Origin of the sequence: Pantoea sp. VS1, from assembly GCF_002207995.1 — a bacterium.
Lineage (GTDB): Bacteria > Pseudomonadota > Gammaproteobacteria > Enterobacterales > Enterobacteriaceae > Pantoea > Pantoea dispersa.
This window is the reverse complement of record NZ_NHZE01000013.1, coordinates 99,841-122,492: the sequence shown is the minus strand read 5'-3', so window position 1 is coordinate 122,492 and position 22,652 is coordinate 99,841. Positions and strand designations below refer to the sequence as shown.

The following is a 22,652-nucleotide window of genomic DNA, read 5'->3' as shown; positions in this document are numbered from 1 at the left end:
ACTTATCCATAGAAATTGATTTCATGAATAAATTAATAAAATTTATCAATTGAACTCACCCGATGATTAAGATAAATCTCATCACTCCAGGACGGAGAAAGGAGGAACTGAGATGACAATTCGTTGCAGCCGCTGCGGTTGCGCCAAATTTTTTTATACAGTACCCGGCAAGGAAAAGGTCGACGATCCCGATCATCACGGCGCCTGTTGCGCCGCGTGCGGCAAGCCGATCAGCCTGCGCGATGTGATCCCGCTGTCATCCCTGCACTCGGCTTCTGCCGCCCGTCACGTTGAATAATGTTTTCAGGCACCCACCGGGTGCCTGAACGCGTCAGAAAATCAGTTTAAACACACCAGTAATCGTCAGTAACCCGACAATAAAGATGATGGCAATAATCCACAGTATTATTTTCATTGTTCGCTCCTTCAGGATGAAAAATAACGCATCGTGCATTCAGTATAGATGATTATTCCGGCTTCGCTGGGCGCTGCGAGCGCGATCCCAGTCACTTGCCTCAGAGACTGTTACCTGCTCTTTTTTTTTGCGAGCCCGGTCGCAGCTTATCGCTTACGTTGCTATCCCGCCGCACGCGTAGCGCGCTGATTGTCTAAAATTACAGCGCCTGTAGCAGGCCTCAATTGTTCGCTATGTCTACGTAACAAGGAGATGATATGAGCACGATTAATACCAGCATGGGTCGTTACAGCCTCAAGGCAAAGGATCATGGCAGCCACATTCGTGGCAGCATTGCGATTAATGACGAAGGCGGTACGCAACTCACCCTGCAAGAGTTTGATGAGCATTATCTTGACGATGTCGTCAACAACGTTATCTATCCGATCACGGGTGGGAACCGTGAAATTGCACGCGCACTGCGTGAACAAATGGTTAAAGCCGGCTTCGAACAGCCGCACTGAGTTTGTTGGGCCACGTGTTGTGGCCCTTTATCAGCCCTTACTTGCGGTTATTATCCATTTCAGCGCAGGATGCTCTCTCCCCCCATAAGGAGATTAACCGCGTGACAGAACTGCATCGTGTTTCCCCTTCTCGCTTACATCAGTTTGTTCAGGCTATCTGGCTGCATGCCGGTAGCAGTGCCGAAGAAGCGCGCCTGGTGGCTGACCATCTTGTTGCTGCAAACCTCGCGGGCCATGACTCCCACGGCGTCGGCATGATACCGAGCTACATGGCCTCGCTGACACAGGGCTTTCTCCAGCTCAATCAGCACGTCAGCATCGAAAAAGACGCTGGCGCGGTCCTCACTCTTAATGGCCAGAAAGGCTTTGGCCAGGTGGCCGCGTACGAGGCCATGCAGCACGGCATTGAGCGGGCGAACAGGTTTGGCCTCGCGGCGGTCGGCCTGCATCATTCGCACCACATTGGCCGTATCGGTCACTGGGCGGAGCAGTGTGCCGCAGCGGGCTTTGTCTCCTTTCACTTCGTTAATGTGATGGGCGATCCGATGGTGGCGCCGTTTAACGGCAGCGATCGCCGCTTCGGCACCAATCCGTTCTGCGCGGTGTTTCCGCGTCGCGACGGCGAACCGCTGCTGCTGGACTTTGCCACCAGCGGCATCGCCTTTGGTAAAACGCGGGTGGCGTATAACAAAGGTCAGCCAGTCGCGCCGGGCTATTTGCTTGATGCGCAGGGCCAGCCGACCACCGATCCGGGCGTGATGCATCAGTCGCCGTATGGCGCGCTGACCGCCTTCGGCCTGCACAAAGGCTATGCGCTGGCGACGATGTGCGAAATCCTTGGCGGCGCGCTGTCCGGCGGTCGCACTACGCATGACGCCACGCTGCTTTCCGGCACCGACGCCATCTTCAACGGCATGACTACCATAATCCTGAACCCTGACGCGTTTGACGCACCGGCGATGCAGCAGGAAGCCGAAGAGTTTCTCGCGTGGGTCAGACGTTCACCGCAAAGTGGTGAGGCGGAGATTCTGGTGCCGGGCGAATGGGAAACGCGCAATCGGGCAGCACGTGAACGCGAGGGCATTCCGCTGGACAGCAACAGCTGGCAGCAGATTTGCGCAGCGGCACGCCAGGCTGGCATGCCTGAGGACGAACTGGCGGCCTTCCGCGCCTTAGCGCAGTAAGCCGCCGGGGCTGAGGCGCGGTGCCTCAGCCGGTTACAGCGCAGCGGACAGCAGCAAACAGCCCAGCAGACCACACACCGAGATGATGGTTTCCAGCGCCGACCACGAGCGAATAGTTTCACCGATGGTCAGGTTGAAGTACTCCTTAAACAGCCAGAAGCCCGGATCGTTAACGTGCGAGAAGATGACACTGCCGGAACCGACGGCAATGACCATCAGCTCCGGGCTGGCGCCGCTGGTGGCAATCAGCGGTGCCACAATGCCGCCGGCGGTAATCGCCGCGACGGTGGCAGATCCCAGCGCAATACGCAGCACCGCCGCAATTGACCACGCCATAAAGATTGGCGAGACGTTGGTTTCATGCATCATGCCGGCGATGTATTTGTCCACACCGCTGTCCACCAGCACCTGTTTGAAGGCGCCACCGCCGCCGATGATCAACAGCATCATGGCAATGATTTTGATCGAGTCAGTGATGGTGCCCATCACCTCATCCATGCTGCGGCCACGGTTAAGGCCAAAGGTGAAGATGGCAATCAGCACCGCAATCAGCGTCGCCATGATCGGATCGCCAAAAAATTCCGCGTACGGCAGCAGCACATGGCCTTTCGGCAGCAGCATTTCTGCCACAGCACGCAGCGCCATCAGGATCACCGGCACCAGCGCCGTCCACACGCTAACGCCAAAGCCTGGCATCTCCGCTTCGCTGAAAGTTTTTGGGTTCCACAACCCTTCCGGAATCGGCTTATCAATACCTTTCAGAAAACGCGCATACACCGGTCCGGCCAGAATCACCGTCGGAATACCCAGCAGCGTACCGTACAGCAGGGTTTTCCCCATGTCGGCATTGAATAACGTGGCGATCGCGGTCGGGCCCGGATGCGGCGGCAGAAAGCCGTGCGTGACGGATAAGGCGGCCGCCATCGGCACGCCGACATACAGCAGCGGCACGCGCGCCGACGCGGCAATGCTGAACACCAACGGCAGCATCAGCACGAACCCGACTTCATAAAACAGCGCAAAGCCCACGGTGAAGCCGGTCAGCACCAGCGCCCACTGAATGTGCTTCTGGCCGAATTTTTCGATCAGCGTGGTGGCGATACGCTGCGCACCGCCGCAGTCGGCCAGCAGTTTCCCCAGCATCGCGCCAAAGCCCATGATCAGCGCCAGGCTGCCCAGGGTACCGCCGACGCCGGTTTTGATCGATCCAATCACTTTATTGACCGGCATGCCCTGCATCATGCCCACCGCCAGTGCCACCAGAATCAGCGCGATGAAGCCGTTAAGTTTGAAGCGAATCATCAGCAGCAGCAGTAACGCCACGCCAATTGCCACATAGAGTAATGGCATAATTTTTCTCCACTTTTGCGCTCGGCGTATTACCGGCAGCGGTTTGTTGTAATGGGACAAAGGGGTTGTCAGTGCCAGATGTTTCAGAATGCGACATCCTGTTACCGGTATCATGTTAAGGGTAACATTGACGGGAAAGCACCTGGTGCAGCGGGTGAATTTCTGTTTTGCGAAGGTGATCAACTTTTTGTCGGAGAGTTATCAGAATGTTTGCCCCGGCAGCGGCGTGGCTTTTGGTTACACTAGCTGTTTTATGCCAACCGATAAGGATCTGCAGGTGAGTGAGAATCTGATTGAGCTGTACAGTAATCAACAAACCCTGTTTGGCCGTGGCAGCATCGACCGCCTGGTCCCGCTGCTGGCGGCGAATCCGCAGCCCACGCTGCTGTTCTGCGGCCGCTCATTTCTCAACAGTCCGGCGTGGGCACGCCTGGGCGCGACGCTGAACGATCACATTCTGGGCTATGAAATTGTCAGCCATGAAGCCTCGCCAGACGAGATCGATGGCTGGGTGACGCGCTGGCGTGGCCACGTCGATCGCGTTGTCGCCATCGGCGGCGGCAGCGTGCTGGATGCGGCCAAAGCCTTTGGCGCCATGATGCAGCATCCGCTGAATATCGCGCGCTACCTCGAGAAAGTGGGCGATACGCCGGTACAGGCGGTCACGCTGCCGCTGATCGCCATACCTACCACCGCCGGCACCGGCAGCGAAGTCACGCAGAATGCGGTGGTAACCGATCAGCAGCACATTAAGGTGAAGGCCTCGCTGCGCCATCCGGTGTTTGTGCCGCAGGTGGCGATTCTCGATCCCGATCTGCTCAAAGGGGCGCCGGATCGCGTGCTGGCCACCTGCGCCATCGATGCCTTTACCCACCTGTTCGAGGCTTATCTGTCACGCAAGGGCAACCTGTTCAGTCAGCAAAACGCGCTCAACGGGCTGCAACTGTTCATGCAGGCGTGGCCGTACCTCAATCAGGACGACAGCCGCGGCGATGCGGCACGTGAAGCCATGATGATGGCATCATGGCTCGGCGGCGTCAGCCTGAGCAGCGCCGGTTTGGGGGTGATCCACGGTATTGCCGGCGAGCTGGGGGCGATTAAACCGTTCCATCACGGCGAAGTCTGCGGTCGTCTGCTGTTCCCGTTCCTTGATGTACTGGCGGAGAGCGCGCACCCCGAACAGCAGCGGCTGATGGCGGCGCTGGCTGAACGCCTGCTGCCCGATGAAACGGCACCGCCGGCGCTGGCGCTAAAAGCCTGGCTGCAGCAGCAGGCTATCGTGCCGTTCTGGCTGGAAGGACCAACCCTCGCTGCGGAAGAGGTCGACTGGATTGTGGCGCGCGCCAACAGCAAAAACGGCTGGGTCAATTATGATCCCGCCACGCTCACGGAGATGATTACCGCCGCGTGGCGCGTCGTCTGAGCCTTTCGGGCAGCGCAGGCTGCCCGTTGCTTATTCAGCCAGCAAACGGCCCTTCCCCCGCCAGCATCTGCTCAATCACCTGCAGCACGCCCTCCTGGTTATTAGACGGTGCGCCGTAGCGCGCAGCGTCTTTGACCCGCTGCGGCGCATTCTGCATGGCAAAGCTGAAGCGCGACTGCACCAGCATCTCCAGATCGTTGCCGCCGTCGCCAAACGCCAGCACCTCATCGCTGCTGATGTCCCAGCGCTGCTGCAGCAGGCGCAGACCGTTGGCTTTGTGCAAGCCGGGCACAATCAAATCCACCGAGCCGTGCCCGCTGGAGGTCGCCGCCGCCGCGCCCTGATGCAAACGCTCAATATCAGCCATCAGAATATCGACATAATCATCGGACAGGTTCAGCGCAAACTTGAACAGCCGGTCATCGCCCACGTCAGCGAGGCTATCGATCGCCTTGAGGCGATGGCAGTAGTGACGCATTTTGACCAGCCACTGCTCATCCATGGTGTTGAAGTGATAAGCGCTGTTACGGCCGCAGAGGATGTATTTCAGGTTGGGATAGTTACCGCGCTGCAGGGTATCGAGCACGGCATTAACGTCCTCACGCGAGAACGCGCCGCAGAACAGCTCCTCATCCCTATCGAGGATCCACGCGCCATTTTCGGCGACAAAGGCGATCTCACTGGCGATGTCGGGAAAGAAGGATTTGAGCTGGTAATACTGATTACCGCTGGCGACCACAAATTTGATGCCGCGCCGCGTCATCTCCTGATAGCAGGCCTGAAAACGTGCCCGGTTGTACTGTTTTTTATCGTCGAGAAAGGTGCCGTCCATATCCACCGCCACCATTTTTACCATGGTCATCATGACTCCTTAACGCGTTGAAAGGAAAAACGGGTTGTCCAGAGAATAACCTGGTGAGCGGTGAAAGCGGAGAGAAACACGGATGGCCGTCGCCATCCGTGCGGCAGGATTAGTTAAATGCGTTATTCAGCAAAATGGCGGTGATAATGCCGGTCGCGGCCGCCACTAACACATAATTTCCGTCGATAAAGGCCCAGTGCTCGCCGCGCGGCGGCTCATACAGACCGCGTGCCCGCCAGTCATCGACGCGATAGTGTGGACCGCGAAACTCTGGCGGTGCCGGATAACCACGGCGAAAATCATGACCGCGCCAAACAAAGCGATCGCCGCCACGATGTCCCTCCGGCATACGGTGGTCAGCATAGTGATCGTGACGATCCGGGCCCGGGCCGCGATCGTGGCCAAAGTCACGACGGTCATGATGATCGGGACCCGGGCCGCGATCCTGATGGCGGTCGCCGCCGTGCGGGTCCCAGCGAGGGTCACCGGGACCGTCGGCCCAGGAGACGCTGGAAAACAGTGTGCTGCATGCAATAAATGACGCAATAATCGTAAGTGTTGTTTTTTTCATGGTGTTACCTCCAGGGATAACGGCAGTCTGCACGCCGTTGAGGCTTACTATTGCCTAAACAAAGCTAAAACAGCATTTCCAAAAGTCTTAAAAATCGTAGACTTACAATACATTACGCCAGGTTAGCGCTTTCTTAACGATTGTGGAGAATTTATGGTGGCGTGGCACGATAAGGCTGGCAGGGAAATAAGCAGTTAATTCAGCGGGAATAAAGAAAACCCGATCGCGGGGATCGGGCGGACAATGCTATTTCCATAAAAAGCATAAAGCGGGGAAACCCTGCTAAAAAGAGGGTAAAACTGAAGCACACAACGCCACATCACTAGCATTGCCCGGAAAGAATAACATTCATCAGGGCAAAATACTTTCAGAAAACTTCTATTTTCAGAAAAAACCGTAAAAATATTCATGGCAGCGAAAATAACCACCAAAGGTACATAACGTGAAAGGAAATAAGGTCCGTGCTCTGACCAGCTGTCGTTAAGAAATATAGCCAGCCCGTCTAAAATACCGCCACAAAATCACAATTCATTGAATTTAAACGCTTAAAATCAAGTCATACCATTTTTTAGTTATGCCGTAATTTAAGCCGACCGGCAAAATAGCTGGCCGTCACATTTCATTGATAACGAGAGCCCTATTGCAGTCCTGGCAATTAATCGATGTGCGTGATTAATATAACGCTAATTTTTCACTGCGCTGAAGCGTAAGGTTAAATAACCAGCAAGCGGGCGCACAATAATTATGCGCCGGCTGTTAATCCAATTGCGCTGGCGAATTTAGCGGGGTGGCGCAGAAACCGGATATCGCTGAGTTGCAGCCGGATGGCGCAGCAGCGCCTGCGCCGGACGTATCGGCCGCCGCACCAGTTCACCCGCACAATTCGGGCAGCGCTGCGCCAGCACGCCTTCCGCGCAGTCAACGCAAAACGTGCACTCAAACGAGCAGATGCGCGCATCAGGCGAGGCCGGCGGCAGATCTTTATCGCAGCATTCACAGTTAGGACGTAATTCCAGCATGGCACTCTCCTGTCAGGGTTCAGGGCTATCATCGCCGCCGCCGCCCCGGCGCGCCAGCCTGTGAGCGGACATCGCGCGGACAGATCGGGACAGCTTTTCATCCTGCACGCCTTGCCTTGCGCGCTAAAAACATTACATTCCGCAAAAGCCGTTCTATAGTTCATTCGCTACGTTTATCTGCGAGGCTTTTGCATGCGTGTTAAAGGGTTAAATATCGGTTTCTTTATAGTGATTCTGGCGATTGTCACGATCGCCTTTTTTGATGTGCTGGCGCCCTATTTCTCCGCCATTTTGTGGGCGGCGATTCTGGCGGTGATCTTTGCACCACTGAAGTCACTGCTGCGGCGCAAAATGGGCGACCGCAACGGGTTGGCCTCTTTTGTGACCTTACTGATTATCTGCCTGATCGTGTTCACGCCGCTGGCGATCATCACCTCGTCGCTGGTGGTCGAGATCAATACGGTGTACACCAAGCTGCAAACCAATTCCGCGCAGTTCCCGACGGTGTTTGCCTCGCTGCTGCAGCATCTGCCGGAGTGGGCACAAACCTGGCTGGCGGATCACGATCTGAACAATGCCGCACAGATTCAGCAAAAACTCTCCGGATTTGCGCTGAAGGGCGGACAATACATGGCGGGCAGCGTGTTCCTGATCGGTAAAGGGACCTTCACCTTCACCGTGGGCTTTGGCGTGATGCTTTATCTGCTGTTTTTCCTGTTGAAAGACGGCGCCTGGCTGGTCGGGCTGATTCTCGAAGCGCTGCCGCTCTCCACCTATGTTAAGCACCATCTGCTGATGAAATTTGCCGCCGTATCGCGCGCGACGGTCAAAGGCACCGTGGTGGTAGCCGTGGTTCAGGGGGTGCTTGGTGGATTTGCCTTCTGGATCACCGACATCGACGGCAGCCTGCTGTGGGGCGCGCTGATGGCGTTCCTGTCGCTGATTCCGGCGGTCGGCTCGGCCATCGTCTGGGTGCCAGCGGCCATCTTCTTCTTCGCCACCGGTGCGCTGTGGAAAGGCCTGTTCCTGGTGGGCTTCTTCGTCATCGTGGTCGGGCTGGTGGATAACATCCTGCGCCCGCTGCTGGTCGGCAAAGATACCAAAATGCCGGATTACCTGATCCTGATTGCCACGCTGGGCGGCATGGAAGTGTACGGCATCAACGGCTTCGTGATTGGTCCCTTGATCGCTGCACTGTTCATCGCCTGCTGGAATCTGCTCTCCGGCCGCGACAACCGGGAAAACGTCGAAGAGATCGACGAAGAGTTTATCGAAGAGGGTAAAACCCGCGAGTAACGATAAGCAGCGCTACAACAGTTAAAAACCTGCTGTCGGGCTACTATCACTCACAGGCAGGCTCATCCGAAGCGGCGCTTTAAGCGCCGCTTGTCTTTTCAGCGCAGCCGCCAGGCTGTCTCGCACGCAACGCTGTCTGCGCCTTTACTGATCTTTCCCTCCTGCCTTCATCCTTTTACCGGGCTCAGTCAGCGCTCAGCCCGGACGTTTCACAATTTAACCCATGCTGCTAAGGTGTCAGAGGACAATCGCGACAATCTGGAGCGTATAATGCTTACAACAATAATTTACCGCAGCCACATCTCTGAAGATGTTCCCGTCAATATCCTGCCGGAGATGGTGGCAAAAGCGAGTCTGCTCAATGCTGAGCATCATGTTACCGGCATCCTGCTGTTTAACGGCACGCACTTTTTTCAAATCCTGGAAGGACCAGAGCACGGCGTTCTGGCAATCTACGCCCGCATCTGTGCCGACCGGCGTCATCACAATGTGGTCGAGCTGATGCGCGACTACTCCCCTTCGCGGCGTTTCGGTAATGCCGGCATGGAGCTGTTCGATTTGCGTACTCACCACAGCGGCAGTGTGCTGCAGGCGGTGCTTGATCGCGGCACGTCGAAATATCAGCTGACCTATGACGATCGCGGGCTACAGTTCCTCAGAACCTTTGTCGAAGCGCGTGAAAAAGAGAACTACTTTGAAGTGCCACCAGCGGATTACTGGGAGTTCATCCCCGCGGAAGGACAATCTCCCGCGCCGGCCAGTGGCGTCACTTTCCGCCCTGTGGTTGATCCCCTCGGCCGTGAAGTGACGGCCATTGAGGCGATTCCACACGCGCAACCCGCCGGACTCGGGGAACATGAGCGTTACACTCATGACCTCAACGTGTTGACAGACGCACTGCATAAAGCCGGCCAGGCCTGTCCCGATGGCATGACGCTGTATATCAGTATCCTGCCGATGACGCTGGTTTATCTTCCCGATGCGGTAAGTCAGCTGGTCAGCGCCATCGCGCAGGCGGAGCTGGTGCCGCAGCAAATCATTCTTGGCGTGAGCGAAACGGAAGTCATCTCCCGGCTCGAAGACTTTTCCACGGCGGTCAGACAGCTGAAAGAGGCAGGCATCAGCCTTTCAATTGATAACTTCGGCGACGGCTCGGCCGGTCTCTCTTTACTGGCGCACGTCCAGCCTGACCGGGTACGTATCGGCGCGAATATTGTTCGTGATATTCACCGTAGCGGCCCGAAGCAGGCGGTGATGCAGGCGGTCATCCGCTGTTGTTCGGCGCTGGAAATCAACGTCATTGCGGCCGGCATTGAGCGTCCCGAGGAGTGGATGTGGCTGGAGGCGGCCGGGATCATCGATTTCCAGGGCAGCCTGTTTACGCCTGAGGGCGGCGCCGTGGCATGGCCTGAGAGCCGCGAGGCGATCTGAAAGCGGTTAAGCCTGACGACGCAGAACCTCTGAAGAGATAAAACGTCAGGCTCACAGGAGAAGACAATGCTGAGCGATGCCCGACTGCAGTTTATATCCAGCCATCCGGAGGAGAACGAACCGGAGGCGGTTTCCATGGCGCGCGAGTTACTTCGGTACCGCAGTGCGCTGGCGCAGCCATGGGCTGTGGTGGAGGCACTGGGTGTGAAGTACGTGGAGGACGGTAACGGGGCGATGATCTGGCCGGCGCGTTACTGCGAACGCGGCGACACTTTACTTTATCGTCTGGATCAGGCGGCTTCAGAGGTCAGCGGGCGCGCTGAAGCCGCGGAACCCGTCAGAAAGTAGCACCGTGATGCCCGGTGCGAACGCAAATGTCATCCTCTTTGCAACGCCGGCAACGCAATATGCTGATCATTGCGCCGATAACCCGCGTCCGGCATCTTTTAGCGGAGTTTGATGTGCTCAATGTGTCCGGGTGAGATTCCTGTGGTAAGCTCATTGCCTTAACCGCAGCCGGACAGACTGATGAAAAACAATTTTGACGATAAAATGGCGGATATCATCATCGGAGAAGCCGTAACGGCGTTACTCGATGATAACGTCGCCATAAGCTGGGCGGCCCTCAACGACAGGCTGCAGGCGATGCTTGACCGCGAAACAGACAGTGACCGCATTCGTGCTGTGCTGCGTGTCATTGAGGACGTCAGACGGGAAATGGAGATGAGCGCGGTGAAGAAAGAGGCGTTCACTGCCGGGCATTTTTCTTTTTCCGGCAAGCTGCACTGATCGCTGCCTGACAATCTGCCGCGCCTGACGCTGTGGTTTCTGCTATACTGTATGCTTATCCACCAACGGATGGAGGTCATTTGAGCGATGACACTACCGCCGAAGATATCTACGCCGTTATTGGAACGGTTGTGGCGCGCCTTCTTAAGCCGGACCAGCACCTGACACTTCAGGACATTACCCATGCACTGCATCATCTTGGCGAAACGGCAAGCGAAGATGAATTGCGGCAGGCCTGTTTAAACGCCATCAGTATGCTTGTGAAGCAGATGCACTAAGCTTAATCTACTGCTCCGGCTTACTACCCTTTTCAGAACCCTTCATCATCCGGCGTTCTGCCGACCACGATTTCAAGCACGTTGCGCAGTACATCCAGTTTGACAATATCGGTGGTCATCTCAAGCTCTGAGATGAGATACAGGATGATGGTTTTGCTCGTCACTTTTTGGCCATGGATGACGATGTCGCGAATCACGGCATCCAGTGCCGCGGCTTCGGCCGCATAGCGCTCACCGCCGCTGCGAAAATGGTGAATAAGGGCTGCTTCCGCGCTGAATGCGTGTTCGTTGGTTTGCATGTGTGGTTATCCGTAAACCGGGCGCTGCTGACAGCCCGGTGGTCGCCAAAAAAATCGGCCATCCTGAGATGGCCGTGTTATGCCGGGCGTCCTGCCACACTCCGGTTAATCACGAGATCGTATCGTCCCTGTCATTAATGCTTTTTACCAGCCCTGGGTTGTGACATCCCGCCCAGAGCAGCCATCGGCTTTTCACGAATTTCCCGGGCTGCTGACTGCATCTGCAGTTCCCTGATGGCGATCCTGATAGCCTCCAGACGGTCGGGATTAAATTCCTCTGCGGCCATTGACCGGAGCCGGGCTGAAACGGTCGCCACATTGATTCGTTCATTATTATCGAGCAGCCTGACCACCGCCTCGCCCAGAACGATTTCGGTTAAACGTTCAATTTGACTTCTCTGCATGCCCACCCCCTGCGGGACTGTGCCCTTTCGGACAAGTGGCTGACCCTTCCCGGGTCATAAAGCGCATGCTGCAGGTACCACCGATTATCCCTTTTCGTATCAGCGTTCAAACAGCATGCCAATCAGCGTCTGGTAATGACGCTCTTCTTCATAATTTGCCGCGACCTCAAGGCGTCTCAGCAGTTTGGTGCAGATCGCCTTACGGTTGAGGTTTTTTCCTGCGCGCAGGATCTCAACGACAATCTGCCCCAGCGTTTCCTGCTGAGTAGGTGCTGTCGCTCTGCTGAAATAGCGGGCAATCTCACTGGCGCTGTCTGGAAATTTTGCAACATTCTGACGCATGATGAACCCCTCGAATGGTTAAAATACCGTCGCTTCTCTCTGTGCGTAAACTTATACAAAGAAATAAAACTTGTACAGCAATACTGTTTCTTTATTAGCTACGTTCTTGTGCAAAAAATGCTAACACCTTAATCTCAGGGGCTTACGTACTGAAATAATCGGCGTAAGGGGTGGGTTCAGCGGCAGGAAAAACGGTATCGGTTTGGACAACCCGCTGATTACCTGACACGGGGAGAGGATTGTTGCTGTACAGACGATATCGTATCGGTTACTTTGCGCCCTACAAGATGATCGTGTGCTGCAGGTGGACAAATGAGAAACAACGGGCTGCCGCCTTGTCACAATACCGGACTAGCCGGTTACTTCAGTCAGGTCACCGATCCCCGTCAGATTGCGCTACTGGGACGCATCACCGTTGAAATTTTGCGTCAGGAACGTCGGCTGACGCGCACCGCGATCTGCCTCAAGCTTATCGGGCACATCAATGACACGGACGATGACATCGAAGCGGAACAGGCGCGATCCCTGCTGGCGATGCTGTTTGGTCGCTGATCGTTTGTTTCATCCGCTCACCTTCAGCACGTTGCACATCAGACGCTAAACCCGCATCCGTTGCCACATGCCGCGTTGCCAATAATCGTTAATACGAGGTTTGATGGTGGTGAAGACGTCATCCCTGACAGTTTTCTCCGGCCGGTACACGCTAACGCGCGTCCGATGAGGTCATCTACGTTGTCGTCTTCCGGCCAGAGCCGGACTACGTCTTATGGCGTCAGTTCTTCTTGTCGTTCAGGCCTGCAAGCGTCTGCAGGTACGGCACATGGATCGCGGCCTGCTCAGGCTCATCAAAGCTTCTGAGCCAGCCGATCGCCTCTGAAATCGCGGACAGGCGTGTGTCGCTGCCGCCAGCGCGTTTCATGTGTCTGAGCTCGTCGATAAGCGTATTAACGCTGATCTTCTTTTTGCCCAAAGCCAGGCTTAGTGCCGCTTCGCCAATAATGACGTGCCCTTTCCCGTCGTGTTGAATAGACAAATTTACTTCCTCCATTTCACGTTGATGAGGACCTCACGTCACACTGTAGACCCTATTGAGCGAACCGGTGCAGGTAAGTTCTGAAATGAAGCCTGTAACAGGATTGATTTTAGCGAGCATAAAAAAATGCCGCGGCGGGTGCCGCGACAAAGGTTTCTGGCGGCAGGCGCTGGCGCAACCTGCCTCAGCATGACGACGATTCAGCCTGATGACGCGGCTTGATCCGCAGGTTCACCAAAATGCTCGCGCATGTGGGATTCAATTTCTTCCAGTGATTTCCCCCGGGTTTCCGGCAACATCACCGCGATAAACACCAGGGAAGCTACGTTGATTGCGGCAAAGATAAAGAACGCCTTATTACCCACTAGCGACAGCAAAGGCGGAAACGCCAGCGCCACCACGGCGTTGCATATCCACTGAAATGCTACCGCTGAACCGGTTAATACCCCGCGAACTTTCATCGGAAACAACTCCGACATCAGCAGCCAGTAAACCGGGGAAATGCACATCTGCATAAAGAACAGAAACACCAGAATACACGCCAGCGCCAGCAGGCTTTGCGTCAGGCTTTGTGGCATGAGAACCAGCACCGCGCCCAGCGCCAGCTGCATCGCAATCACCACCGACAGCCCGGTCATCAGCATCGGGCGCCGGCCGAAATGGCTGATGGCTTTAATGCCGGCAAAGGTGGCCAGTACCGATACCACCCCGTTGCCGATGGTAGCCGCAATCGAAGCACTGGTGCCCAGCCCGGTACTTTTCAGAATGACTGGCGTGTAATACATGAAGGCGTTGACGCCGGTAAACTGCGCGACGATGCCCATGCCGCAGCCCAGCAGCAGCAGACGCACAATCCATTTTTCTTTTAACAGTTCGCGCGCGGGTGGCCCCTGACGGGCTTCGCGGGCATTCTGCCGCATCTCTGCCATCTCTTTTTTAATCTCGCGCGGATTTTCCCGCAGTTTGCGCAGGATACGCAGCGCCTCATTAAAGCGCCCTTCCGCCACCATCCAGTGCGGTGAGGCCGGGACAAAAAAGGTGCCAATAAACAGCAGAATGCCGGGGATCATCGCCAGCGACAGCATATAGCGCCACATGCCCGGATCGTGCAGTAACAAACTCATGGCGGCGCTGACGACATAAGCCAGCAGTTGCCCTGACACAATCATCAGTTCGTTGCGGCTGACCAGCGGTGCCCGGCGCTTAGGCCCGGCAATTTCAGCGATAAAGACCGGAACCGTTGACGATCCGCCGCCCACCGCAAACCCCAGAATAAAGCGCATCACCACCATGATTTCCAGATTCGGCGCAACCGTGGTGCCTAACGCCCCGGCAATGAACAACAGGGCAAGGCTGCGTAACGTGATACGGCGACCAAAGCGGTCCGAGACATAACCGCTGATGAACGCGCCGAGCGCGGAGCCAAAGGTGAGCGCAGAGGTCACCAGCCCTTCGGTAAATGGCGTGAGATCGAGACCGCCCTGCGCGGCGGGCAGCGTCATGTAGGGCAGCGCGCCGGAAATAATGCCGGTGTCGTAGCCAAACGCGAGCGCGCCCATCGTGGCGACTAACACCACAAAAAACAGGCGCTGCTGAACAGTAAACGTCAGGCTGCCGCTATCATCGGATTGAGACTGCGAAGGATTGTGCTTGCTATCGTCCATGGGTGATTCAAGACCTGGTCAATGACGGGATAAAAAGGAGGTTTGAGTATAGTCAGAAACGAGAAAGTGTGAGGCCGGTCACGATTTTACCGGATGGCGACTGAATAAAATTCTGCACCGCCCTGACAGCACAGCGCATGTTTGCGCCGCAGCCGCGCGCTCGCACTGCGCTCAAATCCTGGCTGGCCTGCTGAAATCCCGCCCCCGACAGGGGGAAAATTTTCTGCTAAGGTACGCTGGCTGGTTAAAGAGAAACACGCTAAGGCGTAACGCAGAAAGGCAGGTCCGGCGACAGGTTGCTGAATTAACGTTCAGGACAACGGTGTCTTTTAAGGTTGAACGTGAAAAAAGAAACGGTTAAGAAAAATATCATTCTCGCGGCGCTGCAGCTTTTTCGGGAGCGCGGCTTCAACAATGTTTCAACCCGCGATCTGACCAATACGCTGGGCATATCCCGCAGCCATATCTACCACTATTTCAAAAACTGGGATGCGCTGAGGCTGGACTCGATTGCTTTCATGCTGGATGAGGACGTTGCCGCTTTCTCTGTAGAGAGCGAAAAGAGGGATGATTCACAGCATGACGCCTTTTTTCGTGCGCTGGTGGATTATCTCCTGCCAGACGGGCCGGCTTCTCACTGGTTGATCTACCTCGAGTTGTGGCCGCTGGCGGCAAGGGATAAGCAATTTGAGCAGCTGCTGCTCTCCAGTACTCAGACGTGGACGGCGATCATCCGTCAGGGCTTATCCGGCCAGGCATTTAGCCACCTCAGCGAAGCAGGTAAAGACGAGGTGGCGCGTAATCTTCACGCCCTGATTGACGGTTACTCAAGCGCGCTTATTCTTAACTACTCTGCGGATAAGCGGACACATTTTTTTCTTGAGATAATGGCCGCCTTGCAGAAACTTTGTCGCTAGCAGGGATTTTTCCACATAGCCGCTTACCTCCCGGGCTTTAAATCATTAAACAGCCTGGCCATCTTGCTGCCGGCTGAGGTGTAGGCCGGATTGTTTTTCTCCGGCGCCATCCAGCTTTCATCCGCTTCCGGATGCGGTCCGCTCAGGAGCACCGTGCCTTTACCGTAAGTATATTTCGCCAGCGCGATATCACCGTTGGCATAGCGCGCCAGAGCGACAAAGCCGTGCGCGTCTTCGGCATTCAGGTAAGGACCATCCTGATAATAAAATTTTTCGGTTTTACCCTGCCAGACAACATCGACAACGTAATCGCCCTCGTCGGGTATGTTAGTCCCCTTGCGCATGACTTCAGAGTCCAGCGATGAGGGGATCAGCCCCAGCCAGTTTTCATCGGCCAGATACGCGCCCATGCACAATCCGAGAAAGCTTTTTCCATTGCGGACAAATTTACGTATGGCCTCAGCCCCTTCGTCGCCCAGCGCAGCAAAGGCGCCGGGGATGTCCTGCCCGCCTCCGGGCTGGATGTACACATCAAAAGTGGCGAGATTATCCTGCGTGACCTTTATTTTTTCCTGCTCTCCGACATACGCGATGTCCAGCGGCAGACCGCTCTGTTCCAGCGATTTACGGACCATTTCGGAGCAGCCCGGACAGCCGGCACCGCCGCGATAGATAGCGACATGGGTGACGGCGGCACTGGCCATATTCACGGTGGCTAACCCGCCGGCAAGCAAAATGGCAGCATACGTCAGAAGGTTCTTCATCAGATAACGCCAGAAACAGGAAGAGGCTCTCAGTAACATTGTTTTCACCATCAGCGGCTGGACCAGGCTCAAAATTAGAGCGACTGCTCAATTTAGAGCTAGCCTGAAGAAGCTGTCAACAGCCTGACAGCGCGAAAAATACAAGCCTCTGTTTTAATTACTCTTTCACATAATCCCTTCAACGGTTGCCGCGATTGTGCCGGTTGCAGAAGGAGTGTCTGAAGCTGATCGGCCGGGAATTATTCGATAAAACCGCTGGCTGACTGCCGTAACCGCCCGGTGATGGCGATCAGCCCTTCGATGTCTTCCGGCGTCAGCAAATCGAGGAAATTTCGCCGCACGCCCGCAGCATGTATCGGCCGCGCGGTGGCGAGCAGCTGGCTCCCGGCCTCTGTCATGCGGACTGAAATCCCTGCGCGAGTCGCGCGGCTGCGCTGTACCAGATCCCGGGCGGCCATACGTGAAAGCTGGTGCGATAGCCGCGACTTGTCCCATTCAAGGTATTCCAGCAGCTCACGCTGCAGCAGTACGCCCTGCGGACTGCGGTTGATTTCCATCAGGATCATGAAATCCGGGCCGGACAACCCGGTCGCCTCATTGATCTCTCTGACAATGCGTCCGGTGATGATTTCAGCAAGCCGGCGATATCCGCGCCATGCCTGCCACTCTACGTCTGAAATCTCTGTGCTGCCCATTATTTATCCCGTCGCGTAGTTGATATGTCAACTTTGTGATTATACAGTATCCGCTTTACATCGGGGAAGAACAGACATGTCGGACAAACTGACTATCGCTATCGTGGGCGGCGGCCCGGCAGGCCTCACGGCGGCCGTGATTCTTCAGCGCCACGGTTTTAACGTAACGGTGTTTGAGGATGAGCCGACGGATGCTGCGCGGAGTCAGGGCGGTTCGCTTGATTTGCATGCTGACAGCGGCCAGGCGGCACTGCGCAGAGCGGGCCTGCTGGAGCAGTTCATCAGTATCGCCAGGCATGAGGATCAGGAAAGCCGGATGCTGAATTACCTTACCGGAGACATTGAGGTCGACAGATTCACGCCGGAAGGTGAAATGGATAAACCGGAGATCGATCGCGGTGAGTTGAAAAACCTGCTGCTGAGCGCCCTGTTACCGCAGACCCTGCAGTGGAATCACAAACTGCATTACGTTGACTATGGCCAGCAAAAGGCGCACGGGCTGGTGTTCAGAAACGGCAGACGCTACGAAGCCGATATCGTGATTGGTGCAGACGGTGCCTGGTCGCGGGTCCGCCGTTATCTGACGCCGGTACGTCCGGTTTATACCGGCATTACCTTTTTCGAAGGCTGGATAGATCACCCGTCCGACCAAATCAACAGCATTGCCGGCAACGGGACCGCGTTCAGCTTTGGCGGTGCGCAGGCGCTGGTCACGCAACGCAACGGCGGCGGGAGGATTTGCGTCTATGCGGCGATGAAGCGCGCCCCTGATGTCATCGATCAACACATAGCCTCCTCCGGCCTCACCGCCTGGGTGCGCGACAGCTACCGCGACTGGGCCGCTTCCCTGCAGTTGGTGGTAAACGCCACCGGTGACTATGTCAGACGCCCGATTTACAGCCTGCCCGCCGATTTTGGCTGGGCACCACGGCCGGGCATCACCCTGATTGGCGATGCCGCTCACCTGATGCCGCCGGTTGGCGTGGGAGTCAACCTGGCGATGCTTGATGCTTCAGACCTGGCTCTGGCACTGTGCGAGGCCTCGCACCCGCAGAACGGACTGCGCTCTGCGGAGACCCTGATTATGGAACGCGCACGCGACATGATGCCTGATGCAATAGCGGGGTTTCAGAACTGGTTCGATGATAAAGCCTGAGCCGATCTGACAGCATGAGTTCAGACAACCCACTCGCGGATTATTGCCTAACCCGCGTGATAGCCGGTTTTTACTCCCTTAATTACGCTTTTGTCATCGTCGCTTCCCGGTAACATAAAAAACATAAAAATATTAATCATCTCTGGGTAGCGCATGAATGCTTCTTTAACCGCCGGGCGTATTTACGCCTGGCTGATAACGGCTGCTTTTTTTTGGGGTATCACTCCGTCAGCCTCAGCGTTATCTAACGGCTGTGCTACCGTTAATGCCCTGTCAGGTTCCACCTCTCTGTCTTACAGTGCCAACAGGTATCCTGCCTCGGACTTTACCGCTGGCGACGCGTTGACGCTGAGCTTTACCGACAGCGGTTCTGCTGCGGGCGGCACTCCCATGAACGCCGACAGTCTGAGCGTGGCCCGTTTTGACCTGAGTAATGCTCAGACTTACAACGCCGCAAATTCAACCTCAACCTCTTCCCACACCGTGACAATCACCGTGCCGGCCGGCAGTCTGGAGGCCAACGGGCTGGCCGTGCGGGTTACCACCTCGCATGGACAGATCAGTAACCTCGTATTTAACTGTACCAGTGCAACATCGTCATCCAGCGATGCCACGTTGTCAGGTCTGTCATTGTCTGCCGGCGCGCTCTCACCCTCTTTCAGTGCCGCCACCAGCAATTACAGCGCATCGGTTAACTTCGATGTTTCGTCGGTGACGGTAACGCCGGTGGTGAATGAAAGCCATGCCACGGTGACAGTCAATGGCTCATCAGTGGCTTCGGGGTCGGCCTCGCAGGCCATCGCGCTGAACGTCGGAAGCAACACTATTTCCGTGGTGGTGAGCGCGCAGGATGGCACCACCCGCGGGTACAGCATCAGCGTGACCCGTGCAGAAGCGCCGCCAGCGTCGGCAAACAGCAGCTCAACCGTTGCGGCCAACAGCACCAATAACACTATTTCGCTGGCGCTCAGCGGTGGGGCGGCGACGTCGGTAACTCTCGTAACGCCTCCGGCGCACGGTAGCGCCACGGTTTCAGGTACTGACGTGATGTATACGCCGGCAGCAGGTTATTCCGGCAGCGACAGCTTTGTCTGGCATGCCGCAAATGGGGGGGGAACCTCTGCGGATGCTACCGTAGCGCTGACTGTCAGCGCTCCGGCGCTGGCGCTGTCACCGGCATCGGGTGCGCTGTCCGCCGCGACGGTCGGCAACGCCTGGTCGCAGACGCTCACCGCCTCAGGCGGCACGGCTCCGTATACCTGGAGCAGCACCGCTTTGCCGCCTGGCCTGTCGCTGAACGCATCCGCCGGTACGCTGTCCGGAACGCCCGCAACAGCAGGAAATTATCACTTCCAGGTCATCGCGACGGACGCCCTCGGGGCCAGCGGCTCCGCCAGCTACACGCTGACTATCAACGCTGCGGCCCCCTCAGCCAGCAACAGTGCAGCCACGGTCGCGGCCAACAGCAGCAACAATACGCTGCCTCTCAGCCTTTCCGGCGGCGTCGCGACGTCCATCACCATCATTACTCCACCTTCACACGGCAGCATTACCGTATCCGGCACCAGCATAACGTACCAACCTGCTGCAGGATTCTCGGGAAGCGACAGTCTCACTTACACCGCCAGCAACAGTAGCGGAACCTCCAGCAGCGCGCAGGTTTTAATCAGCGTGTCGCAGTCCGTCCTGACGCTTTCGCCACCCGGCGGAACGCTGCAGCTTGCAACCGCCGGCAGCGACTGGACAACAACAGTGACCGCAGCAGGCGGGACGGCTCCCTATTCCTTCAGCGCGCTTAACCTGCCAGCAGGCATCAACCTGGACAGCCCGACAGGCAAACTCTCCGGCACGCCTGAGGCAGCCGGGAACTATCGCTTTCAGATCACCGCAGCAGACAGCCTGGGTAACCGCGGCACAGCCAGTTATACCCTGGCTGTCACGGCAGCTACGCAGTCAGTCCTGCAGCTACAACCCGCAGGCGGTCAGCTGCCACCGGCTGAAGCAGGAAAAATGTACGCACAGACTTTCAGCGTGACGGGAGGAACCGCGCCCTATCGCTGGCTGTCTGGCGGAACGCTGCCTGCGGGCATGGCATTCGCTGATGGACAGCTCAGCGGCGTGCCACAGGCAGCCGGTAATAGCCAGTTCAGTGTTCAGGTTACCGATGCTGTTGGCGCTACCCTGCGGGTTAATTACACGCTGTCGGTGACGGCTGCCGGGCCTCAGGCTACTGACCACAGCGCCACGCTTGTTGCCGGTCAGTCGGTCATGGTGAACCTGACCAGCGGTGCGACAGGCGGTCCGTTTACCGGCGCGCAGTTGCTTGATCAACCGGAAAGCAGCCTCGGCAAAGCCGAAATACGTGCGTCGGGAAGTGAGTTTCAGCTGTTTTTCACCGCAGCCGCACAGGCCAGTGGCAGCGTCGCACTGCGCTATGTGCTGACCAGCCCTGCCGGCACAACGCCGCCGGCCAGCGTGACGTTGACGATTACCGCCCGTCCCAATCCTGCGCAGGATGCAGATGTCATTGGTCTGGTCAGCGCTCAGTATCGTGCTGCGCAGAGTTTCGCTCGCGCGCAGCTACGAAACTTCAGCGACAGGCTGGAACAGTTACACAGCGGCGGCGAACTCCCTTCGGACATCAACGGCATCCGCTTTTCGCTGCCATCGGCTCAGGCAGAGCATGATGCTGACGAGAAAATGTGGGCAACCGCGTGGCAGCAGAAAGCCTTCAATGATCAACGCCCGGCGCAGCCCTCTCTCCCCGCGCTGCCCTTCTCCACCGACAGGCAGGTACAGCGCCTGTCTTACTGGACAGGCGGCTATGTTGATTTTGGTGGCGATAAAGCCGGCGGCGTGCATTTCAGTCATACCACCGTGGGCGTGTCTACCGGTGCCGACTACCGCTTCACTTCCGCCGTCGCGGCAGGATTAGGTATTGGTTTTGGCCGTGACGTCAGCGACATTGGCGACAGCGGCACGCGGACCAACGGGCGCGCATTCAGCACAGCACTGTATGGCAGCTATCATCCAGGGACGTTCTTCGTGGACGGCCTGCTTGGGCATGGCGTGATGGACTTCGATAGCAAACGCGTCATCACCGGCACCACCAGTGAAGCTCGCGGCAGCCGCTCCGGACGGCAGATTTTCGCCTCGCTGACCTCAGGCTATGAACTGCGAACCACAGATAGCCTGTTGTCACCTTATGGCCGCCTGCAGTATTACCGCACATGGCTTGATGGCTACAGTGAGTCCGGCGCAGGCGCATATAGTCTGGCTTATGCCCCGCAAACGGATTCTCAGATCATTGGTGGCGCCGGGCTGCGCGGTGAACATCGGGTAACGAGCGGTCAAATCGCGCTGCGCTTGCAGGGCCGTGTGGAGTATGCGCAGACACTCAGCAACAATGGTATCGCTCGCGTGGGTTATGCTGATACGGGCAACGACACGTGGCGAGTACCGCTGACCGAGCCGAGCCGCCAGACGTTAACGGCAGGCACCGCAATTGATTTTCTGCTGCCGCACAATATCACGCCCGGAATCGCTTACCAGGGAACGCTGGGGCTTGATGCACAGCGCACCCGCGATCAGATGATCATGATTCGGGTGAATATTGGATTCTGAGTGGAGAGTTGCAGGCCTGGATAACTTACTGATGAGGCAAAGGCTCATCACAAAGCAGAGGACACCAGTTGGAAGCTGCAGCTACTCAGTTCCATACACTGTCGATGTAAAGCCCAGCCTCTGACAGCAAAACCTAAAAAGCGTCCTCCGCGACGCTTTTCATATTTATAAGACTTATTTCTGGCCAAGTGCTAAATCAGACATCGCTCTCAGCCAGTCGCAAAAGATTATCACCCGCTCTGAATACGGCTGCCATGGTTTACTGTTGCTTTTGTTCCGCCTCTTTCTGTTTTTTGGCGGCCATGTGGTGGCCCACCGCGCAGCCCGCTGCCGCTCCGGCAACGCCATGATGAACCAGATGACCTGCCACGCCGCCAGCGACAGCGCCTTTCAGGCACCCTTTTGCCTCTGCCTGGGCGCTAACGACTAAAAGAAGGCCTGCCGCTGCCAGGGCCGCAATCCACTGTTTTTTCATTGCCGTAAATCTCCATAAAGATACGTGTTATGTCGGTGATGCTGAGCATAGCCTGGCAGAACTGACGGCGTGATATACAGGGGTTAAACGGCGAACTTTGTTACCTATGGTTACGCTTATGCAGCAACGGTCTGCTCAGGACAAAGTCAGTCAGGGCG

26 protein-coding genes are annotated in these 22,652 nt (G+C 56.6%); 13 read left to right on the top strand and 13 right to left on the bottom strand.

Features of this window, described 5'->3' with window-relative positions; translation table 11 throughout:
• Nucleotides 1–112 precede the first annotated feature (112 nt).
• Nucleotides 113–298, top strand: a complete 186-nt coding sequence (locus CBW22_RS06560) for an ECs_2282 family putative zinc-binding protein (RefSeq protein ID WP_058757910.1) — start codon at nucleotides 113–115, stop codon at nucleotides 296–298.
• A 33-nt stretch (nucleotides 299–331) separates the two neighbouring features.
• Here CBW22_RS06560 and CBW22_RS27030 read toward each other — a convergent pair whose 3' ends face one another.
• Nucleotides 332–415: a membrane protein gene (locus CBW22_RS27030; protein WP_017346848.1), complete on the bottom strand. Its 84-nt coding sequence runs from the start codon at nucleotides 413–415 to the stop codon at nucleotides 332–334.
• Between the two features lie 257 nt (nucleotides 416–672).
• Between CBW22_RS27030 and CBW22_RS06550 the strand changes: the two genes are divergently transcribed.
• Nucleotides 673–918 carry a hypothetical protein gene (locus CBW22_RS06550; protein ID WP_021508600.1) on the top strand — a complete coding sequence of 82 codons (246 nt, stop codon included), beginning with the start codon at nucleotides 673–675 and terminating at the stop codon, nucleotides 916–918.
• Nucleotides 919–1,019: 101 nt separating this feature from the next.
• On the top strand, nucleotides 1,020–2,102 hold the full coding sequence (locus CBW22_RS06545; RefSeq protein ID WP_059010518.1) for a malate/lactate/ureidoglycolate dehydrogenase: 1,083 nt from the start codon (nucleotides 1,020–1,022) through the stop codon (nucleotides 2,100–2,102).
• 33 nt (nucleotides 2,103–2,135) lie between these two features.
• Here the strand turns inward: CBW22_RS06545 and gntT are convergent, their stop codons facing one another.
• Nucleotides 2,136–3,452, bottom strand: a complete 1,317-nt coding sequence (gene gntT / locus CBW22_RS06540) for a gluconate transporter (RefSeq protein ID WP_021508602.1) — start codon at nucleotides 3,450–3,452, stop codon at nucleotides 2,136–2,138.
• A gap of 277 nt (nucleotides 3,453–3,729) precedes the next feature.
• Here gntT and CBW22_RS06535 point away from each other — a divergent pair, with 277 nt between their 5' ends.
• Complete coding sequence (locus tag CBW22_RS06535; protein WP_058758044.1) at nucleotides 3,730–4,875, top strand: iron-containing alcohol dehydrogenase; 1,146 nt, start codon at nucleotides 3,730–3,732, stop codon at nucleotides 4,873–4,875.
• A 34-nt stretch (nucleotides 4,876–4,909) separates the two neighbouring features.
• Here CBW22_RS06535 and CBW22_RS06530 read toward each other — a convergent pair whose 3' ends face one another.
• The 3 genes from CBW22_RS06530 to CBW22_RS06520 all read right to left on the bottom strand — a co-directional run bounded on the left by CBW22_RS06530 (nucleotide 4,910) and on the right by CBW22_RS06520 (nucleotide 7,327).
• Complete coding sequence (locus CBW22_RS06530; RefSeq protein WP_021508604.1) at nucleotides 4,910–5,737, bottom strand: Cof-type HAD-IIB family hydrolase; 828 nt, start codon at nucleotides 5,735–5,737, stop codon at nucleotides 4,910–4,912.
• Between the two features lie 109 nt (nucleotides 5,738–5,846).
• Nucleotides 5,847–6,308, bottom strand: coding sequence for an RcnB family protein (locus CBW22_RS06525; protein ID WP_088516277.1), 462 nt, complete (start codon nucleotides 6,306–6,308; stop codon nucleotides 5,847–5,849).
• A gap of 779 nt (nucleotides 6,309–7,087) precedes the next feature.
• Nucleotides 7,088–7,327 carry a DUF1272 domain-containing protein gene (locus CBW22_RS06520; RefSeq protein WP_010615634.1) on the bottom strand — a complete coding sequence of 80 codons (240 nt, stop codon included), beginning with the start codon at nucleotides 7,325–7,327 and terminating at the stop codon, nucleotides 7,088–7,090.
• Between the two features lie 192 nt (nucleotides 7,328–7,519).
• Between CBW22_RS06520 and CBW22_RS06515 the strand changes: the two genes are divergently transcribed.
• From CBW22_RS06515 to CBW22_RS06495, 5 genes are all read left to right on the top strand, one after another.
• Nucleotides 7,520–8,623: an AI-2E family transporter gene (locus CBW22_RS06515; RefSeq protein ID WP_058769423.1), complete on the top strand. Its 1,104-nt coding sequence runs from the start codon at nucleotides 7,520–7,522 to the stop codon at nucleotides 8,621–8,623.
• 270 nt (nucleotides 8,624–8,893) lie between these two features.
• Nucleotides 8,894–10,054 (top strand): diguanylate phosphodiesterase, encoded by a 1,161-nt coding sequence (locus CBW22_RS06510; protein ID WP_088516276.1) that lies wholly within the window; start codon nucleotides 8,894–8,896, stop codon nucleotides 10,052–10,054.
• 66 nt (nucleotides 10,055–10,120) lie between these two features.
• Nucleotides 10,121–10,402 (top strand): hypothetical protein, encoded by a 282-nt coding sequence (locus CBW22_RS06505; protein ID WP_088516275.1) that lies wholly within the window; start codon nucleotides 10,121–10,123, stop codon nucleotides 10,400–10,402.
• A 180-nt stretch (nucleotides 10,403–10,582) separates the two neighbouring features.
• Nucleotides 10,583–10,843, top strand: coding sequence for a hypothetical protein (locus CBW22_RS06500; protein WP_021508609.1), 261 nt, complete (start codon nucleotides 10,583–10,585; stop codon nucleotides 10,841–10,843).
• Nucleotides 10,844–10,923: 80 nt separating this feature from the next.
• A complete protein-coding gene (locus CBW22_RS06495) occupies nucleotides 10,924–11,121 on the top strand; it encodes a hypothetical protein (protein ID WP_021508610.1) in 198 nt (65 codons plus the stop codon).
• A 32-nt stretch (nucleotides 11,122–11,153) separates the two neighbouring features.
• On the opposite strand, the gene CBW22_RS06490 is transcribed toward CBW22_RS06495, so the two are convergent.
• The 3 genes from CBW22_RS06490 to ycgZ all read right to left on the bottom strand — a co-directional run bounded on the left by CBW22_RS06490 (nucleotide 11,154) and on the right by ycgZ (nucleotide 12,166).
• Nucleotides 11,154–11,420, bottom strand: coding sequence for a biofilm development regulator YmgB/AriR family protein (locus tag CBW22_RS06490; protein ID WP_088516274.1), 267 nt, complete (start codon nucleotides 11,418–11,420; stop codon nucleotides 11,154–11,156).
• A gap of 134 nt (nucleotides 11,421–11,554) precedes the next feature.
• A complete protein-coding gene (locus CBW22_RS06485; RefSeq protein WP_058757918.1) occupies nucleotides 11,555–11,824 on the bottom strand; it encodes a hypothetical protein in 270 nt (89 codons plus the stop codon).
• 99 nt (nucleotides 11,825–11,923) lie between these two features.
• On the bottom strand, nucleotides 11,924–12,166 hold the full coding sequence (gene ycgZ, locus CBW22_RS06480; RefSeq protein WP_021508613.1) for a regulatory protein YcgZ: 243 nt from the start codon (nucleotides 12,164–12,166) through the stop codon (nucleotides 11,924–11,926).
• Nucleotides 12,167–12,478: 312 nt separating this feature from the next.
• On the opposite strand from ycgZ, the gene CBW22_RS06475 reads away from it, so the two are divergent.
• Nucleotides 12,479–12,718, top strand: coding sequence for a biofilm development regulator YmgB/AriR family protein (locus CBW22_RS06475; protein WP_058775260.1), 240 nt, complete (start codon nucleotides 12,479–12,481; stop codon nucleotides 12,716–12,718).
• A 220-nt stretch (nucleotides 12,719–12,938) separates the two neighbouring features.
• On the opposite strand, the gene CBW22_RS06470 is transcribed toward CBW22_RS06475, so the two are convergent.
• Nucleotides 12,939–13,199 carry a hypothetical protein gene (locus tag CBW22_RS06470; protein WP_088516482.1) on the bottom strand — a complete coding sequence of 87 codons (261 nt, stop codon included), beginning with the start codon at nucleotides 13,197–13,199 and terminating at the stop codon, nucleotides 12,939–12,941.
• Nucleotides 13,200–13,399: 200 nt separating this feature from the next.
• On the bottom strand, nucleotides 13,400–14,863 hold the full coding sequence (locus CBW22_RS06465) for a sugar porter family MFS transporter (protein WP_254919479.1): 1,464 nt from the start codon (nucleotides 14,861–14,863) through the stop codon (nucleotides 13,400–13,402).
• A 341-nt stretch (nucleotides 14,864–15,204) separates the two neighbouring features.
• Between CBW22_RS06465 and CBW22_RS06460 the strand changes: the two genes are divergently transcribed.
• Nucleotides 15,205–15,780: a TetR/AcrR family transcriptional regulator gene (locus tag CBW22_RS06460; protein WP_168926246.1), complete on the top strand. Its 576-nt coding sequence runs from the start codon at nucleotides 15,205–15,207 to the stop codon at nucleotides 15,778–15,780.
• Nucleotides 15,781–15,803: 23 nt separating this feature from the next.
• On the opposite strand, the gene CBW22_RS06455 is transcribed toward CBW22_RS06460, so the two are convergent.
• Together CBW22_RS06455 and CBW22_RS06450 are read right to left on the bottom strand one after the other, a co-directional pair.
• Nucleotides 15,804–16,544 carry a BPL-N domain-containing protein gene (locus tag CBW22_RS06455; RefSeq protein WP_441339109.1) on the bottom strand — a complete coding sequence of 247 codons (741 nt, stop codon included), beginning with the start codon at nucleotides 16,542–16,544 and terminating at the stop codon, nucleotides 15,804–15,806.
• Between the two features lie 239 nt (nucleotides 16,545–16,783).
• Complete coding sequence (locus CBW22_RS06450) at nucleotides 16,784–17,239, bottom strand: MarR family winged helix-turn-helix transcriptional regulator (RefSeq protein ID WP_088516272.1); 456 nt, start codon at nucleotides 17,237–17,239, stop codon at nucleotides 16,784–16,786.
• A gap of 76 nt (nucleotides 17,240–17,315) precedes the next feature.
• Here CBW22_RS06450 and CBW22_RS06445 point away from each other — a divergent pair, with 76 nt between their 5' ends.
• Entirely contained in the window at nucleotides 17,316–18,395 is a 1,080-nt protein-coding gene (locus CBW22_RS06445; protein ID WP_088516271.1) for an FAD-dependent oxidoreductase, read from the top strand.
• Between the two features lie 390 nt (nucleotides 18,396–18,785).
• On the top strand, nucleotides 18,786–22,019 hold the full coding sequence (locus CBW22_RS26270) for an autotransporter domain-containing protein (protein WP_176428091.1): 3,234 nt from the start codon (nucleotides 18,786–18,788) through the stop codon (nucleotides 22,017–22,019).
• A 259-nt stretch (nucleotides 22,020–22,278) separates the two neighbouring features.
• Here CBW22_RS26270 and CBW22_RS06435 read toward each other — a convergent pair whose 3' ends face one another.
• A complete protein-coding gene (locus tag CBW22_RS06435; protein ID WP_021508621.1) occupies nucleotides 22,279–22,494 on the bottom strand; it encodes a hypothetical protein in 216 nt (71 codons plus the stop codon).
• Nucleotides 22,495–22,652: the final 158 nt, after the last annotated feature.

What these genes read in the sequence shown, in the direction of transcription:
- CBW22_RS06560 (WP_058757910.1), top strand. Translation starts at nt 113, where the DNA reads ATGACAATTCGTTGCAGCCGCTGCGGTTGCGCCAAATTTTTTTATACA.
- CBW22_RS27030 (WP_017346848.1), bottom strand. Translation starts at nt 415, where the DNA reads ATGAAAATAATACTGTGGATTATTGCCATCATCTTTATTGTCGGGTTA.
- CBW22_RS06550 (WP_021508600.1), top strand. Translation starts at nt 673, where the DNA reads ATGAGCACGATTAATACCAGCATGGGTCGTTACAGCCTCAAGGCAAAG.
- gntT (WP_021508602.1), bottom strand. Translation starts at nt 3,452, where the DNA reads ATGCCATTACTCTATGTGGCAATTGGCGTGGCGTTACTGCTGCTGCTG.
- CBW22_RS06530 (WP_021508604.1), bottom strand. Translation starts at nt 5,737, where the DNA reads ATGACCATGGTAAAAATGGTGGCGGTGGATATGGACGGCACCTTTCTC.
- CBW22_RS06525 (WP_088516277.1), bottom strand. Translation starts at nt 6,308, where the DNA reads ATGAAAAAAACAACACTTACGATTATTGCGTCATTTATTGCATGCAGC.
- CBW22_RS06520 (WP_010615634.1), bottom strand. Translation starts at nt 7,327, where the DNA reads ATGCTGGAATTACGTCCTAACTGTGAATGCTGCGATAAAGATCTGCCG.
- CBW22_RS06515 (WP_058769423.1), top strand. Translation starts at nt 7,520, where the DNA reads ATGCGTGTTAAAGGGTTAAATATCGGTTTCTTTATAGTGATTCTGGCG.
- CBW22_RS06510 (WP_088516276.1), top strand. Translation starts at nt 8,894, where the DNA reads ATGCTTACAACAATAATTTACCGCAGCCACATCTCTGAAGATGTTCCC.
- CBW22_RS06505 (WP_088516275.1), top strand. Translation starts at nt 10,121, where the DNA reads ATGCTGAGCGATGCCCGACTGCAGTTTATATCCAGCCATCCGGAGGAG.
- CBW22_RS06500 (WP_021508609.1), top strand. Translation starts at nt 10,583, where the DNA reads ATGAAAAACAATTTTGACGATAAAATGGCGGATATCATCATCGGAGAA.
- CBW22_RS06490 (WP_088516274.1), bottom strand. Translation starts at nt 11,420, where the DNA reads ATGCAAACCAACGAACACGCATTCAGCGCGGAAGCAGCCCTTATTCAC.
- CBW22_RS06485 (WP_058757918.1), bottom strand. Translation starts at nt 11,824, where the DNA reads ATGCAGAGAAGTCAAATTGAACGTTTAACCGAAATCGTTCTGGGCGAG.
- ycgZ (WP_021508613.1), bottom strand. Translation starts at nt 12,166, where the DNA reads ATGCGTCAGAATGTTGCAAAATTTCCAGACAGCGCCAGTGAGATTGCC.
- CBW22_RS06475 (WP_058775260.1), top strand. Translation starts at nt 12,479, where the DNA reads ATGAGAAACAACGGGCTGCCGCCTTGTCACAATACCGGACTAGCCGGT.
- CBW22_RS06465 (WP_254919479.1), bottom strand. Translation starts at nt 14,863, where the DNA reads ATGGACGATAGCAAGCACAATCCTTCGCAGTCTCAATCCGATGATAGC.
- CBW22_RS06455 (WP_441339109.1), bottom strand. Translation starts at nt 16,544, where the DNA reads ATGAAGAACCTTCTGACGTATGCTGCCATTTTGCTTGCCGGCGGGTTA.
- CBW22_RS06450 (WP_088516272.1), bottom strand. Translation starts at nt 17,239, where the DNA reads ATGGGCAGCACAGAGATTTCAGACGTAGAGTGGCAGGCATGGCGCGGA.
- CBW22_RS06445 (WP_088516271.1), top strand. Translation starts at nt 17,316, where the DNA reads ATGTCGGACAAACTGACTATCGCTATCGTGGGCGGCGGCCCGGCAGGC.
- CBW22_RS26270 (WP_176428091.1), top strand. Translation starts at nt 18,786, where the DNA reads ATGAACGCCGACAGTCTGAGCGTGGCCCGTTTTGACCTGAGTAATGCT.
- CBW22_RS06435 (WP_021508621.1), bottom strand. Translation starts at nt 22,494, where the DNA reads ATGAAAAAACAGTGGATTGCGGCCCTGGCAGCGGCAGGCCTTCTTTTA.